General features: G+C 51.8%; 18 protein-coding genes. 13 read left to right on the top strand and 5 right to left on the bottom strand.

Features of this window, described 5'->3' with window-relative positions; genetic code table 11:
* Positions 1-53: 53 nt before the first annotated feature.
* From P8N76_26435 to P8N76_26405, 7 genes are all read left to right on the top strand, one after another.
* A complete protein-coding gene (locus tag P8N76_26435) occupies positions 54-1,049 on the top strand; it encodes a hypothetical protein (GenBank protein ID MDG2385237.1) in 996 nt (331 codons plus the stop codon).
* A 203-nt stretch (positions 1,050-1,252) separates the two neighbouring features.
* Positions 1,253-1,837: a glucose-6-phosphate isomerase family protein gene (locus P8N76_26430; GenBank protein ID MDG2385236.1), complete on the top strand. Its 585-nt coding sequence runs from the start codon at positions 1,253-1,255 to the stop codon at positions 1,835-1,837.
* Positions 1,838-1,860: 23 nt separating this feature from the next.
* Entirely contained in the window at positions 1,861-2,823 is a 963-nt protein-coding gene (locus P8N76_26425) for a phosphoglycerate dehydrogenase (protein ID MDG2385235.1), read from the top strand.
* Positions 2,820-3,710 carry a TIM barrel protein gene (locus tag P8N76_26420; GenBank protein ID MDG2385234.1) on the top strand — a complete coding sequence of 297 codons (891 nt, stop codon included), beginning with the start codon at positions 2,820-2,822 and terminating at the stop codon, positions 3,708-3,710. The genes P8N76_26425 and P8N76_26420 overlap by 4 nt, the downstream gene beginning before the upstream one ends.
* An 88-nt stretch (positions 3,711-3,798) precedes the next feature.
* Positions 3,799-5,745, top strand: a complete 1,947-nt coding sequence (locus P8N76_26415) for a VCBS repeat-containing protein (GenBank protein ID MDG2385233.1) — start codon at positions 3,799-3,801, stop codon at positions 5,743-5,745.
* Positions 5,746-5,766: 21 nt separating this feature from the next.
* Entirely contained in the window at positions 5,767-8,352 is a 2,586-nt protein-coding gene (locus tag P8N76_26410; GenBank protein ID MDG2385232.1) for a tetratricopeptide repeat protein, read from the top strand.
* 183 nt (positions 8,353-8,535) lie between these two features.
* On the top strand, positions 8,536-9,765 hold the full coding sequence (locus P8N76_26405; GenBank protein MDG2385231.1) for a hypothetical protein: 1,230 nt from the start codon (positions 8,536-8,538) through the stop codon (positions 9,763-9,765).
* Positions 9,766-9,811: 46 nt separating this feature from the next.
* Here P8N76_26405 and P8N76_26400 read toward each other — a convergent pair whose 3' ends face one another.
* The 3 genes from P8N76_26400 to P8N76_26390 form a co-directional block, all read right to left on the bottom strand.
* Entirely contained in the window at positions 9,812-9,970 is a 159-nt protein-coding gene (locus tag P8N76_26400) for a hypothetical protein (GenBank protein MDG2385230.1), read from the bottom strand.
* A gap of 78 nt (positions 9,971-10,048) precedes the next feature.
* The gene (locus P8N76_26395) at positions 10,049-10,336 is read right to left on the bottom strand and encodes a hypothetical protein (protein ID MDG2385229.1); all 288 of its coding nucleotides are present in this window, start codon (positions 10,334-10,336) and stop codon (positions 10,049-10,051) included.
* A 342-nt stretch (positions 10,337-10,678) separates the two neighbouring features.
* Positions 10,679-10,909 carry an SDR family NAD(P)-dependent oxidoreductase gene (locus tag P8N76_26390; GenBank protein MDG2385228.1) on the bottom strand — a complete coding sequence of 77 codons (231 nt, stop codon included), beginning with the start codon at positions 10,907-10,909 and terminating at the stop codon, positions 10,679-10,681.
* A gap of 185 nt (positions 10,910-11,094) precedes the next feature.
* On the opposite strand from P8N76_26390, the gene P8N76_26385 reads away from it, so the two are divergent.
* The 4 genes from P8N76_26385 (at position 11,095) to P8N76_26370 (ending at position 15,514) form a co-directional block, all read left to right on the top strand.
* A complete protein-coding gene (locus P8N76_26385) occupies positions 11,095-14,259 on the top strand; it encodes a plastocyanin/azurin family copper-binding protein (GenBank protein MDG2385227.1) in 3,165 nt (1,054 codons plus the stop codon).
* A gap of 311 nt (positions 14,260-14,570) precedes the next feature.
* Positions 14,571-14,774: a hypothetical protein gene (locus P8N76_26380; GenBank protein ID MDG2385226.1), complete on the top strand. Its 204-nt coding sequence runs from the start codon at positions 14,571-14,573 to the stop codon at positions 14,772-14,774.
* Positions 14,758-15,147 (top strand): hypothetical protein, encoded by a 390-nt coding sequence (locus P8N76_26375; GenBank protein MDG2385225.1) that lies wholly within the window; start codon positions 14,758-14,760, stop codon positions 15,145-15,147. Before P8N76_26380 ends, P8N76_26375 begins: the two co-directional genes overlap by 17 nt.
* Positions 15,125-15,514, top strand: coding sequence for a phytanoyl-CoA dioxygenase family protein (locus P8N76_26370; protein ID MDG2385224.1), 390 nt, complete (start codon positions 15,125-15,127; stop codon positions 15,512-15,514). The genes P8N76_26375 and P8N76_26370 overlap by 23 nt, the downstream gene beginning before the upstream one ends.
* 97 nt (positions 15,515-15,611) lie before the next feature.
* Here the strand turns inward: P8N76_26370 and P8N76_26365 are convergent, their stop codons facing one another.
* On the bottom strand, positions 15,612-15,779 hold the full coding sequence (locus tag P8N76_26365; protein ID MDG2385223.1) for a hypothetical protein: 168 nt from the start codon (positions 15,777-15,779) through the stop codon (positions 15,612-15,614).
* Positions 15,780-15,821: 42 nt separating this feature from the next.
* Between P8N76_26365 and P8N76_26360 the strand changes: the two genes are divergently transcribed.
* Both P8N76_26360 and P8N76_26355 read left to right on the top strand, forming a co-directional pair.
* On the top strand, positions 15,822-16,331 hold the full coding sequence (locus P8N76_26360; protein MDG2385222.1) for a DUF1549 domain-containing protein: 510 nt from the start codon (positions 15,822-15,824) through the stop codon (positions 16,329-16,331).
* Between the two features lie 38 nt (positions 16,332-16,369).
* Positions 16,370-16,873 carry a DUF1549 domain-containing protein gene (locus P8N76_26355; protein ID MDG2385221.1) on the top strand — a complete coding sequence of 168 codons (504 nt, stop codon included), beginning with the start codon at positions 16,370-16,372 and terminating at the stop codon, positions 16,871-16,873.
* Between the two features lie 455 nt (positions 16,874-17,328).
* Here P8N76_26355 and P8N76_26350 read toward each other — a convergent pair whose 3' ends face one another.
* The gene (locus P8N76_26350; protein MDG2385220.1) at positions 17,329-18,051 is read right to left on the bottom strand and encodes an SDR family oxidoreductase; all 723 of its coding nucleotides are present in this window, start codon (positions 18,049-18,051) and stop codon (positions 17,329-17,331) included.
* Positions 18,052-18,163: the final 112 nt, after the last annotated feature.

Below are 18,163 nucleotides of genomic sequence, written 5' to 3'. Positions count from 1 at the left end.
TCACTCTGAACATTTTTCAACCTCATACCCCCAATTCAATTTACCCGAAATTCATGTCCGAAACCCGAATTGAACCGACGCCCCTGACCCCGAGCGACCAATTCCCGGCCGCCGTTAACCCGACGATGTACTTCATCGGCGTAACAACGCACAAGTCATCGATCATGAACGTCTTTCCTCGCTGGGCCAATCATTGGGGATTGGAGGACGCAAGGATTCGCGGCATCAATTTCAAGCAACATGACGCCCCCGACAACTATCGGCGAGCCGTGGATTTCATTAAGCACGATCCCTTGTCGTTGGGTGCATTGGTGACAACGCATAAGTTGGATTTACTTTCCGCATGTCGCAACCAATTTGATCAACTGGACGAATTTGCATTATTGATGCACGAAGTCAGTAGCCTGTCAAAACGTGATGGCCAGTTGATCGGCCACGCCAAGGACCCCATCACCAGCGGTTTGGCGATTGAAGCATTGCTACCAGCCAACTATTGGAAAAACAGCGGTGCAGAAGCGTTAATCCTTGGCGCCGGCGGATCGGCCATTGCCCTCAGTTGGTATCTGCTTAGCCCAGATCGAGGAGCAAACCGACCGACCCGGATTGTGGTGACCAACCGAAGTAAGAAACGTTTGGAAGAGATACAAGCGCTGCATCAATCGATCGAGGCTGATCTCCCTTTGGAGTACCACCTTACACCAACGCCAGAGTCAACAGACTCGATCATGCGTGACATGAATCCTGGCGCATTGGTTGTGAATGCCACTGGACTCGGAAAGGACGCTCCTGGGTCACCCCTCACCAACTCTGCCATCTGGCCACAAGATGGTATCGCCTGGGATTTTAATTATCGTGGCAACCTCAAATTCTTGGACCAGGCTCGTGCACAACAACAGGAACGAAACCTGAGCATCGCCGACGGCTGGGTTTACTTTCTTCAAGGCTGGACACGTGTCATCGCCGAAGTGTTTGGAATTGATATTCCAACGAGCGGGCCAGCATTCGATAAGCTCTCAGAAATCGCGTCAAACTGCAGAATCACAAACTAGCCCAAGTATGGAGAAAATCACACATCCTTGCTTTTAATGCCAAGAACACATGCCGTGTCGACGTTTCGTCTTGGGAGTTATCGAGACCGGAACAAGATTCGTGTGAATCCGCCCTCGGTAATGCTGAATTGCGTTTTGAAGGAATTCAACCGGCCGCCAATATCAACTTCGATTAGGCTGAGCGACTTACAGAAAGAAAAGTTGTGAATACCAAGCCCGCAAATCCACCCACCACGCTGATTGATCCGTTTCACGTCGACTTTGATCTTGATAATGGTGTGATGCACGGTGCCAGCAATGTCTTACAACGTAAAACGTCCGATATGCGAGGATACTACGCAGACGAGCAAGCCCTTGAGGAGCTGATTCAGCGCGATGGAGATTCCATCCACTACAAAGTTTATGAAGTACCGGTTCCCCAAGAATACGGGCACCTCATGTACTGTATCAGCGATCTGCAACCAGGTCGGGTCGGCGACGAGTGCTTCATGACGAAAGGACACTACCACAGTGTGCTGGAAACCGGTGAGATCTATATGTGCCTGGCCGGCGAGGGCATCATGATGATGAAGACCACGGATGGACGTTGCAAATCGGAGAGCTTTTCCCGAGGGCGCATGGTCTACGTGCCCCCCTATTGGGCACATCGCTCGATCAACACGGGGTCAGAGCGATTGATCACATTTTGCGTTTACCCAGGCGACGCAGGTCACAACTACGGCGATATCCAATCGGAAGGGTTCCCCAAACGAGTGTTCCATCGTGCTGGAACGATTGTTGTCGAATAGGAATGTATGGATCAGACGATATCATGAGTAATCGCAACATTCTGGTTACGCCAAGGTCGCTCACCCGTACTGGTCATCAGTCCCTGATCCGTTTGCAGAGTTCCGGTTATCAAACGGTGATGTGCCAGCCAGGCCAGCAGCCGAGCACGCGAGAGCTGTTGGAGTTACTACCCGACTGCGTCGGCTATTTGGCCGGTGTAGAACCGATCGACAAACACGTATTAACCGCAGCAACTCGGCTCCAGGTGATCAGCAGAAATGGTACGGGTGTCAACAACATCGACTTAGACGCAGCGAAACGACTTGGCATCTCCGTTTTGCGTGCCGAGGGAGCAAATGCACGAGGAGTTGCTGAATTGACAATCGGCCTTGTCTTCTCGTTGGTTCGCGAGATTCCTTTCTCTAACAGGCAGCTGAAGCAGCTCTGCTGGGAACGTCGTAAAGGGATCGAATTAGATGGACGCACGCTGGGGCTCGTCGGTTGCGGACGTGTCGGGCAACATGTGGCGGTCATGGCAACCGGAATGGGGATGCGAGTTTGCGCGTACGACCCTTATGCCGGCAATGCCTCTTTGACCACCACCCCCCCCATTCGTTTCGAATCACTGGCAAACGTCCTCGGCCAATCAGATGTTGTCAGCCTTCATTGTCCACCGTCGCCGGAGGGACATCCGCTCATTAACGCAGATTCGCTCGGGCTAATGAAGGACGGAGCCTATCTGGTCAACACAGCTCGTGGTGAACTGCTCGACGACCAGGCTGTGCTTGACGCTTTGAATTGCGACAAACTTTCTGGGTTGGCAATCGACGCCTATCGGCGCGAACCACCAGGCAATGCCCTCCTGATACAACATCACAAGGTCATTGCCACACCACATATCGGAGCCTTTACCAGTGAGAGTGTGTCGCGTGCCTGCGACGCAGCTGTCGATAACCTGCTGGAATTTCTAGGACCTGCCCGAACTTTAGAGGAGAACTCGCCATGAAACGATCCGCACATGTCCGACCATTCGTAGTTATGTCATTGCTGGTATTTCTCGCCCTGCTCTGGAAGCCAACCTATTCCCCAGCAGAAGAATCCCAATCGCCAAGTATCTACGCAAAGCCGAATCTAGTCGCTTGGTGTATCGTTCCTTTTGACGCGGCAAAACGAGGGCCCCAAGCTCGCGCGAAAATGTTGAATGATCTGGGACTAAAAAAGGTCGCCTATGACTGGCGGCAAGAGCATGTGGCAGATTTTGAAGATGAAATTCTCGCCTACAAGGAACACGGTCTTGAATTCTTTGCTTTTTGGGACACGCATGAAGAAATGTTTAATCTTTTTGCAAAGTACAACATCTCCCCGCAAGTGTGGAAAATGCTCACAGCGCCGAATGAGGGAAGCCAACAAGATAAGGTTGAGGCCGCGGGTCGTCAGTTAATGCCACTCGTCGAACGCACGCGTCAGCTTGGTTGTAAATTGGGAATCTATAACCACGGCGGATGGACGGGTGAACCCTCGAATATGGTCGCCGTATGTAAATGGCTGCGAGAGAATGCCGACGCCGATCACGTAGGCATTGTTTACAACTTTCACCACGGCCACGAACATGTCGAGGACTTTGCGCGTCAGATTGCCCAGATGAAGCCATACCTGTTTTGCGTCAATCTGAACGGGATGAACGACCAAGCCCAACCTAAGATCTTGGCGGTTGGCGAGGGCCAACACGAAATCGAAATGATGAAAATCGTCAAGGCAAGCGGCTACGACGGTCCGATCGGAATCCTGGATCATCGGACCGAACTGGATACCGAAGAAAGTCTTCGCGAGAACCTGATCGGCATGAAGAAAGTATTGACGAAAATGAAGGACGCAGCGGCGAAAACCTATTAGAATGAAGAAACTTCCGATGGTTCGATTTAACGTTCGGCCTGGCGGCTTCGTTTGCTGAGTTTCTCACACCCCTGACGACCGCGGCAACATGGGACGTAGCAACTCCAATCAGAAACCACTCGTTGGCAATCCGCGTCCTCGCAGCCGGCGGTTGTGGCAGATCAGTCTCGCAGGCATGATCATTTTGATCTTCGCTATCGGTCTGTATTGGTCTTCCCGATCCGACGACGCCGTCGTTTCCCGCAGAGGTGGCACCCCGTCCCAAGATTCTGATGAACTCCATTCGCCGGGCTCAATTTCAACCCTTGGCCCTGACAGTTTGCCCACTCTATCAACCGCAACATCTAACTCCCGGCAAATTGGCAGAGAACAGTTACTCGATCCGCAAAGCGATGGTTGGCAAACCGAATCCATTGCCGCTGATGTGTCTGCAGTATTAAAACGATTTGCAAAACTGTTGCAGAATCCTCAACGCATCAACCCTACTTCACTCAGGGAGATTGCCGCCCAAAACGTCTCCGTGGGAGTTCTTCGCGCAAAGCAGTTGTCTGTCGTCTTCCAAGACGACTCAATTGTCGTCCGGCGCGATACCTCAGGCAACAGCTCTGCCCGCAGAGCAATCGGCCAGGAAAAGATGGTCCATTTACTGCAGGAACTCAGTGATGTTTACGAGGGAGCAACCAATATTCGCGTGAATTTCAAAGTGGTTCGCGTTGATCCGATCTCAAAAACGATGGCCGCCACACGTATTTTTTTCGAATCCCGAGGCCGCACGGATTCGGGCACGCTTCAGCAAACAGCCGTGTGGGACGTTCAATGGGAGCGTCAAAGGGATAAGGGGGAACTTCGGATTCAGTCAATTCAATCGTCGAAATATGAGGAAGTTGAAGCCGGTGGCGATACGGGAACATGGTTTGCAGATTGCACAGAGTCGGTGTTGGGCGAGACGCCATGCTATCGCGAACAACTGCGTTATGGTGCCGACCACTGGATGCGTCGTTTAGAATCGCATCTGAGTCCGCGATTACTGGAAGGCCAAATCGGCTTTGCAATCGGTGATGCTGACGGTGATGAATTGGAAGACATCTATGTCTGCCAACCTGGAGGACTTCCCAATCGCTTGTTGTTGCAGAATCCGGATGGCTCCGTGCGTGACGCCTCGCGGCAGTCGGGTGTCGATGTGTTGGATTGGTCCTACGCATCGCTATTCTTGGATCTGGACAACGACGGTGACCAGGATCTAGCGGTCGCGACCGGTAAGTGCCTGTTGCTCTTCGCCAACGATGGTCATGGCCGGTTTTCGCTCAAGACCAAACATGCGGGCGCGTATGAATACTCCTTGACATCGGTGGACTACGATAACGACGGCATGCTCGACCTCTATCTTTGCAATTATGTTGCCGATCGCGCTGCCGGACTGTCTCGGTTCGGTCGTCCCGTGCCTTTTTTCAACGCCACCAATGGCGGAGAAAATGTATTGCTTCGAAATGACGGAAACTGGACATTGACCGATGTGACTGCGCAGGTGGGGTTGGACCGGAACAACACACGTTGGAGTTACTCTGCCTCCTGGGAAGATTACGACAATGACGGGGATATGGATTTGTATGTGGCGAATGATTTTGGTCACAACAACCTATACCGCAATGATCAAGGACATTTCCATGATGTCGCACCTGCCGCGAACGCAATCGACGCGAATTTCGGCATGTCAGTCTCCTGGGGTGACTATAACCGCGACGGCTGGATGGATATCTACATTTCCAATATGTTTTCGGCCGCCGGTCACCGCGTGACCTCACAAAGCACCTTCAAGCCGACCGCAGATCGATTAGCGTACCAACAGCTTGCTCGTGGCAATACGCTCCTGCAAAACGCAGGTGATGGGACATTTCGCGATGTGAGTCTCCAGGCGGGTGTCACCATGGGGCGTTGGTCTTGGGGCTCCCTGTTCGCTGACGTCAACAACGATGGCTGGGACGACTTGCTGGTTTGCAATGGCTACCTCTCCCAAGCGCCAAACGATGATTTATGAAGTTTCTTTTGGCGGCAGGTCGTGTCGCAATCACCGGTCGAAACACCGCGTGGGGGCGACTTGCCGGAAAATTTCACCATGGCCTCAGAACGTTTGGACGAGCTGGCACAACGCGGAGTTTCATGGAGCGGCTACGAACGCAACTGCGCATTCTTGAATCTGCGGCAGGGCTCATTCGCCAATATTTCATCCGCAGCCGGATTTGATTTCCTCGACGATGGTCGGGCTGTTGGAGTGGTGGATTGGGACCAAGACGGTGATTTGGACATATGGCTTGCCAACCGCACCTCCCCTCGCCTGAGAATTCTCCGCAATGACATCCCGTCCAAGAATCACTTTCTAACGGTGCGACTGAGGGGAGTCAGTTGCAATCGAGATGCGATCGGAGCAAGGGTCGTGCTGACTGTTCGGAACGCCGAAATCGAAGAACCTAGCTCGGAAACCACATCAGTAGTTCAGCATCAACCATCCACCTTCGTTCGGACGTTGCGCGCCGGAGAAGGATTTTTGGCTCAATCAAGTAAATGGTTACATTTCGGTCTCGGTAGTTCTCAACACGTCGTGAAACTGGTTGTTCATTGGCCGGGAGGAAATACCGAGGAGTTTACAAACTTATCTGCAGATCGGCGCTATCGAATCATCCAGGGAAGCGGCCGTGCCGAACTTCGGAATCCACCGACACGAGAGCTGAAACTCGCCGCCTCAAAAACGGAAGCCATCAAGCCCACGGACCGTGTGAACGTGCTACTTTGCTCGCGAGTGCCATTGCCAGAAATGGCATACCGCACCCTCACGGGTGACACCCAATCTTTGGCAAACCACCATGGGAAGCCACTCTTGGTGAATCTTTGGGCCAGCTGGTGTCAGCCATGTCTTCATGAGCTGAATTCATTGAAGAATAACTCACAAAGATTAAGCAACGCAGGGGTTGAGGTTCTGGCCCTTTCCGTTGATGACCTCTCCTCGGATAAAAACTCTGACATGGAAACGGCCCAAGCATTACTCCAACAAATGAAGCTTCCATTCCGGACGGGAATGGCAACATCGGAACTGGTCGACAAGTTGCAAATGGTGCACGATCACTTGTTCTTGCCAAATCAACCCTTACCGGTTCCCACCAGCGTGTTACTTGATGCTTCCGGTGAATTGGCTGCGGTGTACAAAGGACCTGTGACGGTCGATCGAATCGTGGCAGACGTCAACAAGCTTCCTCTCGAACGATTTCGGTTGACCGGCCAAGCCTTACCATTTCAGGGCACATGGCACGAGCCCCCCAATATGTTTTGGCACTTGGGATTCTGTCTTCAGCTTGCGGACGGTGGTTATCTGGACGATGCCATCAAATATGCTACCGAGCATCGACTGCGAATGACTGACGACCCGTATCTTCCTCGGCTATTCACACGCTTGGGAAACAACCTAATGAATCGCGGCGACTTGGACGACGCAATCTTGCAATATCGTAAGCTGCTGAACACGAGCCCTGACAACGCCAGTTCAAACTACAACCTTGGCCTGGCGCTGATCAAGAAAAACAAACTGGAACAGGCCACGGTCTACTTACGGAAGGCAATTGAAGTCCACCCACAGCATGCCAAAGCACATAACAACTTGGGCAATATTTTAGCAAGTCAAAAAAAGACGAACCAGGCACTGCAACATTACCGCCAGGCTTTACGAGCCAATCCGAAATTTGCAGATGCACACCTTAATATTGCACCGATCCTGATCGGTACTGGCAACGTGATCCAGGCACTAGAACACCTGCGTGCTGCACTAAATATTCAACCTGAAAATGATGTCGCTAATTACCAACTGGCAAATGCACTGGTTTCGCAAGGCAAACGTGAAGAAGCGATGCAGCATTACCAACGGACGATAAAGGCCAATCCAGAGTTTGCCGAAGCTCACAACAATCTTGGTGTAGTGCTTCGCCTACAGGGGCTACATGAGCAGGCTCTAAAGCACGCACGAGAAGCCGTTCGGCTTCGCCCTCAGTATGCAGAGGCTCACCAGAATCTCGCCATGGCACTCATGGACCGAAAACAATTCGTTCCCGCTGTCAAACATTTCCGCACGGCAGTAGAACTCAATCCGAGCAGTGACAACAGCCGGTTGAATTTGGGAATTGCGTTCGCCTTGAACGGCCAACTGGAGGACGCGGTTAGTCAGTTAAAACAAGCGACCCAACTAAACCCTGAAAATGCGCAGGCTCACTTTCGGCTCGGTTCAGTTCTCGCCTCCCAAGGCAAGTTCGAGTTGGCCCTTAAACAGTATGATCGTACCATCGACCTAAAACCTAATTGGGTTCCGGTCATTCGTTCCACGGCCTGGATTCTCGCCACACATCCCGATGCACAACAACGCGATCCCGAACGAGCGCTCATGCTGGCTGAACAGGCAGCGAGTTTATCGGACCACAAAAACTCTATAGTCTTAGACACCCTGGCTGCAGCGTATGCCGCAACAGGGCAATTTGAACGAGCCGTGTTGTCCGCAAAGAACGCCATCCACATTGATTCGACGCGACCAGCCAGCCTAATCACTAAACAAATGCGACGGCGATTGAAATTATACGAACGCAAACAACCGTACATCAATAAATAATCTCTAAATAAGTTGCAAAGCCGCTCAACCTCGCTAGGCTGAAAACCAACAGAAACAGACGTTCCAGAAACAGACGTTCGATTAGTTCAGTAACTCAGCCTCCTGCCTAGAACAAAATCAAAAGCAACGAGTGCCTTTTCGTCTTGGTCGGTTCGTTCTATTCCATGTGTTGGGGTGAAAGTCATGAAATGTCGGGTAATTTTCACAATCGCGTTAGCTGCTTTTTCACTTGCCTGGACGGACACCACTTCGGCACAAGAGTACACCGTCCCGGTCTTCGATCAGGAGAATCCATTTGCCGAACCAGCAGGTGGAAACCAGGCTCTATTCTTGGACGATTTCGGGGTCACCGAACAAGAGCCTAATCCGAATGTATTCGTCGGCATCGTTACGGATGTCGTCATGAAGGAAGACACGGAATACGTAATCGAAGCAGCCATTGGCAACGGAGTCGGGGAAACGTTGGCAGACCAAAGCATTCAGTTTTGGTCGACGGCGGATGAGATTGGCGGCGACAGCTATGGTCACATTGTTCAGTCGTTTACGGGATACGCACCGTCATGGGACAACACTCCAGATGACGGCGAGTGGGTCACGAACCGTGCAACCTACATCACGCCACTCGAGGGCGATGTCTGCGTCGAAAACGAATGCGTTGGCGAAAAACTGACAATCCTACTCAGCAATTATGCATGGCCGCCGGACGGTGAGGTTTTCGGCCGGGTCTTTTACGATAATATCCGTGTCCTGGAGGAAGGCGTGGAAGTCTGGAAAGAGGATTTCGAGGGAACTCCGACGCCTCTTGCCCCGGGCGAAGTCGTGTCACCGGAGACACTCGGTTGGCATCGGATGATCTCGCCAGGACGTGATGGCGTCAATGCCGAAGAAGATGCTGGAGATATTATCGATGGCAAGTACGGAATCTTCGCACCGGCAACCCCCGGGGCGGGTGTGCCAGGTGACTTTAATGGGGATGGCAACCTGGATGCCGCCGACATCGATGAACTTTCAACGGTGGCGCGCAACGGTTCAAATGAGCCACGCTTTGATCTAAACGATGACAGTCGCGTCGATGCTGCCGACCGACAGGTTTGGGTTGAACAGCTCAAAAACACCTACTTTGGTGATGCGAACCTAGACGGCCTGTTCAACACGAGCGATTTGGTCGCCGTATTTTCGGCAGGTGAATACGAGGACCCGGAGGCTCGTAATTCGACCTGGGCCGAAGGTGATTTCAACGGTGACAGCGAATTCAATACGGGTGACCTCGTGACGGCATTTGCAGGTGGCGGGTTCGAAATGGGGCCTCGCGGACCCGCGGCGGCCGTTCCCGAGCCAAACAGCATCGTGCTTTTGTGCTTAGGATTTTGCGTCTTCCACGCTCGCCTGAGGAAATCCATTCAAAGATGTTGACAAGTCGGGTAAGACTTCCTTGAGAGCTTTTGTCCAATCTTGTCCGTTAGCGAATTAATTGGTCAACAAACGCCGCCCCTAGGCCGGCGTTATTGTAGTGGCTGCGGCACATGTCAATTTTGGTGAAGACATCTTCATATCCAAACTGTTTACCCCAGGGATCGACGTGATGCATCTCTCCGTTGACTTGAAACAGCGTAATCATCTTCTTAACATCGTCCGGCACAACTAACGTATGGGTTTCGCCGAGCGGTTCGTAGACGTAAGAACCTTGGTCCGCAATTCAATCGTGTTCCAGATAGCGCCAACGTCCCTTGATCACAAAACCGTGGACGGGGTGGCGGTGACGGCTAAGAACACCAGATTTCGTGACTCGCAACAGATTAACCCAATAACCATTGGAAATATTTAAGCACAGCGGTCGAAACCAGACGTTCTCGGCCTGTGGAACCCAAACGGGCTCATCATCAGGTATTGCTCCTTTGACGACGATTTCAGTCTGGGCGTCGACCGGCATTGGCAATTGGTAAGGCATGAGTGCTTGGTCGTTAATATCGTGTTCATTGGTCATAACGCGACAGCTCCCGTCAGGTAATTGTAAGTTTTCGTCGCTCGTCAAACGGCGACTGCATTAACGCGAATTCCGAGCTGGCCCGAGCAATGGCAAGTGACTTCGTCAATTGCACATTACCACCCCTTGGAAGCCAAGAACGCGGGGATTAAGCCACCTCCCAAAAAACTTAACATGGAGGCAAGATTGATAATGGAACCGCTGTTGACTGACCGTTTGTCACGCACCGCCTTGGACATTCACATAGCACCAGTAACATTCACATAGCACCAGTTGCTCGGACATCTCGATATCGAATTCGTCGTTTCTCGCAATCACCGCAGCTGCGTTTACAAGTGCGTCTTACGAATCGGTCTGCTCCAGCAACGAGTCAACCGCAGTTGAATCGATAACATCTAAGTCAACAAAGGATAAACTTTCGGTTGGCTGATGTTCCAACTCACGCCCGATCCCCGCAACAGTAACCGTCCAACCGGCTTGTGCAAAACCGCGAGCGATTGCCAAACCGATTCCTTGAGTTTCACCTTTCACCATGACATGCTTGCGCTTTGTCTCATCGAGCAATTGAGACATCCCAACAATTTGACACGATTCGGATCGATTTGCTAGTCTGGACTTGTTGGATGCTGACAAAGTTGTTGGACGAACCGGATGTCGTCGACACCCTTGAAGTTCCACAGTATGCGACGGTCTTCTGGAATAAACATCGGTCGTAATCACATCACTCGTGGACAACGATGTAAAAGGTGTTTCTTAGAATGTACTGCCTCTTTAATAAACAATTCCGCCTCGCTCTGCTGCTCGCAATGACCATCCCTCTTGCGTTAGCCAGCGCGCAACAGGCCGCCCCTACCCCACCATCGACTGACCAACTGGAGTTTTCTGCTCAACTCGTCGCTCAAATGCTTGAACGTGCAAGGCAGTTCGGTGATCCGCATCGTGGACTGTTGGTGTTCACTTCTGACAAGTCAGCTTGTCTATCTTGCCACCAGATTCAAAGTCATGGGGGCAAGGTTGGTCCAGCGTTGACAAAAATTGCCGCGGAACGCAAACCAGAAGAAATCGTCGAGTCGATTATCTGGCCAAAACGACAAGTCAAACCGGAGTACGTTACTCATCTGATTATTGATGATTCCGGAAAATCACATCAGGGTTACATCGTCAGCAAAGATGAACGTCAACTGGTACTCCGTAATCCGAGCAAATCCAAGTCAGGGGATCAAGTATTCGAGCTCGATTCGATCGAAGCACAACAGGAAGTTGGCACTTTGATGCCCAACAATCTCACGGCTGCGATGACAGAACAGCAAGTAGCCGATTTATTGGCGTTCATTTTATCGCTTGGCACGGCGAGCGGCATTCCCGACGACGAAAGGGAAATGCTGATGCTCCATGCTCAAGCTCACCGGAGACCACCGGCCACATTTCCGTTAGAACGACGACCGATTCGTGCCGAACAACGACCCAACTGGCAACACCACGTGAATCGCAACCGATTGTTCGACTTTTACAGCAAACAGGCCGATTATTTCCGCAGGTTGCCGGTCACTCCACCGCTGCTGGCAGAGTTCCCCGGACTGGACGGCGGCGAACTCGGTCACTGGGGAAATCAGGACGAAGAAACCTGGGCCAGCAACGATTGGAATCATACCCAACTCGGATCAATCCAAGCCGGTGTGTTTCGCGGAAACGGTGCAACCGTCTCGCGTGGTATTTGTGTCAAACTGGATGATGCGATCGGGCTTTCGACCTGTTTCAACCCGGAAACACTGTCATACGAGGCTGTCTGGAAAGGCGACTTTGTGAAGTTCTCGACGTTTCGACATGGGTTCCTGAACGGCTTGGAAATGTCAGGACAAGCTGTCCCACACCTCAAAGAAAAATCGCAAATTCGTCCGCCGTTTAAATACCATGGTTTCTATCGACATGGCAATCGCGTGGCATTTGCCTATCGGATCGGAAAACGGGAACTGCTAGACGTTCCCGGAGTCACAGACGGTAAATTTTCTCACATCGTGGCAGAGGTTAACGAGCATCCGCTTCGGCACTTGCGAGAGAATGCACCGAGTCAATGGCCAGAAGAGTTCGAAACGGCGATCAGACTTGGCAGCGGCAACCCCTATGCAATCGACACGATTGGCTTGCCAATTGAAAACCCCTGGAACGCGTTGCTCTTTTGCGGAGGACACGACTTCCTGCCAGATGGATCAGCATTGGTTTGCACGATGCAAGGGGATGTCTGGCACGTCACCGGTTTTCAGTACCCGTCGCGAAAGGCCAAGTGGCGACGGTTCGCAGCGGGACTCCATCAAGCGTTAGGAATCGTCGTAGACAAGGATGGCATCTTCGTGCTGGGAAGAGATCAAATCACTCGGTTACACGACCTCAACAAGGACGGCGAGGCAGACTTCTACGAGTGTTTCAGCAATGCCTATCAGATATCAAACGCTGGCCATGATTTCATCTGCGGACTGGAACGCGACGTTGAGGGAAACTTCTACACAGCCTCCAGCAATCAAGGACTGGTAAAGATCTCGCCCGATGGAGACCAGGCCGAGGTCGTGGCCACGGGCTTCCGCAATCCAGATGGCTTGGGCTTGCTTCCAGATGGAACTGTGACTGTGCCCTGTTCCGAGGGTGAATGGACGCCTGCATCGATGATCTGTGCCGTGCGGCCCGATGCTTCCAGGGCCTCTCAACCAACACCGCATTTCGGCTATCGAGGTCCAATCGAGGGGCGAGTTCCTGATCTACCGCTGGTTTACCTTCCGCGCGGAATCGACAATTCCAGCGGCGGACAAACGTATGTATCCAGCGATCGCTGGGGCCCCCTTGCTGGGCAACTGCTACATTTCTCTTTTGGAATGGGCTCACATTTCCTCATCCTACGTGACAAAGTTGGTGAACAACTTCAAGGCGCAGTCGTGCCATTACCCGGTGAGTTTCTTTCTGGATCCCATCGTGGTCGATTCAGCTCCACCGATGGCCAGCTTTATGTGAGTGGGATGCAGGGCTGGGTCTCGTTTACATCCGAAGATGGTTGTTTTCAACGCGTCCGATATACGGGTACCGAGACTCAACTACCCATCGGCTTTCGCGCCCACGAAAATGGTATAGCCGTTACGTTTTCCGCACCGATCGATAAGGCAACGGCCCTCGAGTCAGACAACCATTTTGCCCAATGCTGGAACTATCGATATGGTCCCGCTTACGGATCTCCAGAATTCTCAACACATCACCACGGCCTTCGTGGCCATGACACGTTGCCGATCAAAGCAACCCATGTGCTTGCCGACCGCCGTACACTTTTTCTACAGATTCCTCATCTGCAACCGGTTAACCAACTGCACCTGCAACTGCAATCGGCCCCAGATGTGTTTCATGATCTCTTCCTGACCGTGCACCAACTCGACCAACCGTTCACCCACTTGCCAAATTACAAGCCGGTTCACAAACCAATTCATCCGCACCCGATAGTAGCCGATCTGGCAATGGCAACGCGTAGTATTAAGAATCCGCACCTTAAGAAACTCGATCACGCTCGCCCGCTTACAATCGATATCGGTAGTGACCTTTCCTATGCCACAAAATCCATCCGTGTCCAAGCCGGCGAACCCCTAGCCCTGACGCTGTCGAATCCTGATGTTGTGCCACATAACTGGGTACTCGTCGAAGTTAACGCACTGGAGCGAGTTGGAAAGCGCGCCAATCTGCTAATCGCTGATCCGGAGGCTGCACTGCGACACTATGTCCCACCGACAGACGATGTATTGGCCTATACGGACATCGTTTTGCCGAAAGAAAAGTTTACGATCTATTTTCGCGCTCCGAAGAAACCAGGTCGGTATCCCTATCTCTGCACCTTTCCTGGCCATTGGAAAGTCATGAACGGCGAGATGATCGTGACGCCAGCCGAAGATTGAAGCCGCGAACACAAGAAAATTGGCATTGCCGGACGCAACCTGCCACCGCACTGGCGTTTCGGATACCAAACCTCCGAAGGCAATTCTTGCGACACACGAGTCAGACACTCTTCCGATGAACCGTCTTGCTCATTCATTCGGCAAGTTAAGCCTGAATTCGCTACGCCACCTCCAGCAACGAGTTGTATCACGCCTGAACACTAGTCAGCAACTGTGCAAGGTTTGAAAAGGAACTCCCCTTGCTGAATGTCCTCGTCCATTCGGACCAGAAGAAGACGCCGATGCTGAATGTATCTTGAGGAGAAGGTCGCATGCCGTCTAGCTTATCCTATTGGCCAATACTTGTACTTCCGGTCGGTGGATTTCTTGCCGACGAACAAGCGAGGCGTCTTACCTATCGGAAGTCTCCGATCCCAACACAGCCCGAACCACTCCGCATTCATTACGCCCGGATGGTAAGACAACGGGGTGTACCGACGAAACAAATCGCAGGATCTGATGACTTGTTCTACTAAACAACTTGATGAATTCGGTCTTGTCATCTTACCCAACGCAATTAACCAAGAGTTGCTCGGCGATTTGAACGAGAGAATTGACAAATTGTTCGAGGAAGAAGCTGATTCGGCGGGATCAGAATTCAAGCGGAAACCAGGCTGTCGCCGGCTGGCGAATCTAGTCAACAAAGGCGATGTATTTACGCGAGTGATCACTAACGAAACAGTCCTACCTCATGTCGCGCACGTGGTCGGTGATTTCAAACTAAGCAGTTTAAATCTTCGAAGCGTTAATCCAGGCAGCGACGTCCGTCAGCCACTGCATTCAGATACCGGATACGCGAGGGTTCTGGGTCTGCAACGTCTTGTGGATGTTGCAAGACATCACGCTTGAAAATAGTCCGCTGCGGATCGTTCCGGCCACACATCGCAGCAACAAACTCCCGCAACAAGTGCTCGCTGATGCTTTCGAGGATCATTCCGATCAAGTGATCGTTACCGGTAGCGCAGGAACGATTGTGGTGATGAATGCACATCTGTGGCATGGCGGAATGGAAAATCGATCGAAACAACCGCGGCGGGTACTCCATGCGTTTTACTGCCGCCGAGACAAACCGCAGCAACAGTACCAAAAGAGGCTCATCGACAAGAACCTGCAGAAAACGTTCACGACAGGAGTACGAAGCTTATTCGCAATTGACGATGCTGAAAACGACCACATCAGTAAACACGCAACCACCACCAGCGGCTTCATGAAATGACAAAGCGTGTCGCCTTGACTCAGAAATCATCTGATCACGAACTACCCCACCAACCATTGAATCGATTAGAAATAAGAGCATCACGCAAAAACTGTTCTTACTGTTCGCTCTTGTCGTCATCCCCATGGGACTCAACCTGGAATCCCATGGTCAGGAGTCGGCCAAAACCGATTCCGAGATTCTGTTCGTGCGTCGGATCGATCCCTTGCTTCGGGAGAAATGTCTCGGTTGTCACGGGGTGATCCGGATGAGATCGAAGGATCATTGAAACTTCGATCGATGGCGGGATTGCAGGCAGGTGGAGACAGTGGGAAAACCGAATGAGAGCCCATTGTATCAAGCCGCCACTCGTCAAAATGACGACTGGTCTAAGATGCCTTCCAAGGAAGCCGAACGCTTGTCCGCTCAACAACTAATTTGGTTGCGAGATTGGATTAGCTTGGGAGCAGTGTGGGTGAGTAACGAGAAAAAACGCGAGCTTGAAGAAGAGTATGCCAGCCAATGGTCGGCCGAGGATGGAATCAGAGTCAACACCTCGAAGGGATTAGATGACAATTGGACAACCCGCAAATACGACCCAGCCGGATTATGGGCCTACCAACCCGTGACAAAGGTAAGAGTCAAGGGCCAGAGGAACCCAATCGACGTGTTAATTGAGCAGGAGCTGCCAATTGGGTTGTCTGTCGCAACACAAGCCGATCGCAAGACGTTAATTCGACGGACCACGTTTGACTTGACCGGTTTGCCGCCTTCACCGGAGCAAGCGAATGATTTCCTGAATGACCCTGGTCGAATGAAGAAGCGTTTTCGGATGTGATCGATCGTTTATTAGAGTCGCCCCATTATGAGGAACGGATGGCGCAACATCCGCTGGATGTCGTCCGTTACGCTGATTCGTCGGGATTCGCCAATGATTTTGAACGCGGTAATGCATGGCGTTATCGAGATTACGTGGTGCGTTCTTTCAACAACGACAAGCCTTACGACCACTTCATCCGCGAACAAATTGCTGGTGACGAGCATGATGCGAACGACTCTGAAATGATTATCGCCACGGGATTTCTGCGGATGGGCCTCTGGGAACTAACCTCCATGAAGGTACCCAAAATCGCACGGAAACGCTTTCTCGACGATGTCACCAACAGCGTGGGGGAAACCTTTCTGGCCCATTCCTTGCAGTGTGCACGCTGCCACGATCACAAGTGTGACCCTGTCCCCACGAAGGATTATTACTCCATCCAAGCGGTCTTCAGCACGACACAGTTAGCCGAACGTACAGCCAGTTTTTTAGAGCACGAAAACAGGTCTGGCTTTGAGGAGCAAACCTACCTCCAAAGAATTAAGCAGACGCATCAGTAAACGCTAGCCGAACTCGATCGCCACTTACTGGAAGGTGCCGAACGCTGGTATCGCGAAAAAGGAAGTTCGCCCGCGGAATGGAATGAAGCGATCGAACAGGCCAAGGCAAAGGGCATCACCGCTAGAATCTTCAATGTATCGAGAAGTAAATTGGCTTAGGCAGGCGTCGCGCAAAGCGAATACCCGCCCAAGCAAATTGGCTTTACACCGGAGCAATTCGGCCGAGAGCGAATTGCACGTAAAGGACTCCAACGACTCAGTTGGAAATTCGAACGATACCAACCCTCTCACCATCCATACGGCTCCCTTGACGACAACTCGCGCCTGTGTTTGAACCAACACTAGCAATGACGAAGGTAGCGCACCTGGTCGTCGAGATCGTGTTCTTGAGGGAGAACGCAACAGCTCCTGTGGCCCGGCCTGCTTTCTTCGCTCGTCACTCGACAATCGCACACTCAACAAATGGCGTAACCTCCATCAACAGGTAATACGGCACCAGTAACAAACGAAGCCGCTGGAGAGACAAGGAACAAGACGGGACCCACCATCTCCTCCGGCTTGCCCCAACGTTGCATCGGCGTCCGTGAAAGGATTGTAGCATTCCGTTGGCAGTCTGATCTCAGTGCTTCAGTCATCTCTGTTTCAATCCAACCTGGCGCAATTGCGTTGACGCGAATTCCGTACTCGGCCCAAGCAATGGCAAGTGACTTTGTCAATTGCACAACCCCCCCCTTTGAAGCCGAGTAGGCGGGTACGAAAGCCCCTCCAAAATAACTTAACATGGAGGCAAGATTGATAATGGCACCACCGTTGACCGACAACTTGTCACGCGCCGCCGTAGACACTCGCATCGCACCAGTAAGATTCACATTAACCACGTGCTCAAAGGTCTCGATATCAAATTCGTCGTTCCTTGCAATCACCCCAGCTGCATTTACAAGTGCGTCTAACGAATCGATCTGATCCAGCAACGATTCAACCGCAATTGGATCGGTGACATCTAATTCAACAAAGGAAACACCTTGGGTGGACTGAAGTTCCGGCTTAAGCACGAGGCCAGCGGCCGTGACCATCCAACCGGCTTTTGCAAAACCGTGAGCGATTGCCAAGCCGATTCCTTGAGTTCCACCGGTCACAATGACATGCTTACGTTTTCTATTATCGAGCAGTTGAGACATCCCAATACTTTGACATGATTCCAGTGGTTTTTCTAGCCTGATCCGTATTGAATGTTAACAATCGCCTTCGCGTTCCACGGTAAACGGCTGCTTTCTGAGAAAAACTTCGTTT

The sequence above is a fragment of the Pirellulaceae bacterium genome (assembly GCA_029243025.1).
Taxonomy (GTDB): domain Bacteria; phylum Planctomycetota; class Planctomycetia; order Pirellulales; family Pirellulaceae.
This window is presented reverse-complemented; position numbering and strand designations above follow the sequence as displayed.

Coding starts and splice junctions, on each gene's coding strand:
- P8N76_26350 (MDG2385220.1), bottom strand. CDS start 18,051: ATGTCTCAACTGCTCGATAATAGAAAACGTAAGCATGTCATTGTGACC.
- P8N76_26380 (MDG2385226.1), top strand. CDS start 14,571: ATGCCGTCTAGCTTATCCTATTGGCCAATACTTGTACTTCCGGTCGGT.
- P8N76_26370 (MDG2385224.1), top strand. CDS start 15,125: ATGTTGCAAGACATCACGCTTGAAAATAGTCCGCTGCGGATCGTTCCG.
- P8N76_26355 (MDG2385221.1), top strand. CDS start 16,370: ATGGCGCAACATCCGCTGGATGTCGTCCGTTACGCTGATTCGTCGGGA.
- P8N76_26385 (MDG2385227.1), top strand. CDS start 11,095: ATGTACTGCCTCTTTAATAAACAATTCCGCCTCGCTCTGCTGCTCGCA.
- P8N76_26425 (MDG2385235.1), top strand. CDS start 1,861: ATGAGTAATCGCAACATTCTGGTTACGCCAAGGTCGCTCACCCGTACT.
- P8N76_26420 (MDG2385234.1), top strand. CDS start 2,820: ATGAAACGATCCGCACATGTCCGACCATTCGTAGTTATGTCATTGCTG.
- P8N76_26405 (MDG2385231.1), top strand. CDS start 8,536: ATGAAATGTCGGGTAATTTTCACAATCGCGTTAGCTGCTTTTTCACTT.
- P8N76_26435 (MDG2385237.1), top strand. CDS start 54: ATGTCCGAAACCCGAATTGAACCGACGCCCCTGACCCCGAGCGACCAA.
- P8N76_26365 (MDG2385223.1), bottom strand. CDS start 15,779: ATGATCCTTCGATCTCATCCGGATCACCCCGTGACAACCGAGACATTT.
- P8N76_26415 (MDG2385233.1), top strand. CDS start 3,799: ATGGGACGTAGCAACTCCAATCAGAAACCACTCGTTGGCAATCCGCGT.
- P8N76_26400 (MDG2385230.1), bottom strand. CDS start 9,970: ATGATTACGCTGTTTCAAGTCAACGGAGAGATGCATCACGTCGATCCC.
- P8N76_26375 (MDG2385225.1), top strand. CDS start 14,758: ATGACTTGTTCTACTAAACAACTTGATGAATTCGGTCTTGTCATCTTA.
- P8N76_26390 (MDG2385228.1), bottom strand. CDS start 10,909: ATGTCTCAATTGCTCGATGAGACAAAGCGCAAGCATGTCATGGTGAAA.
- P8N76_26395 (MDG2385229.1), bottom strand. CDS start 10,336: ATGACCAATGAACACGATATTAACGACCAAGCACTCATGCCTTACCAA.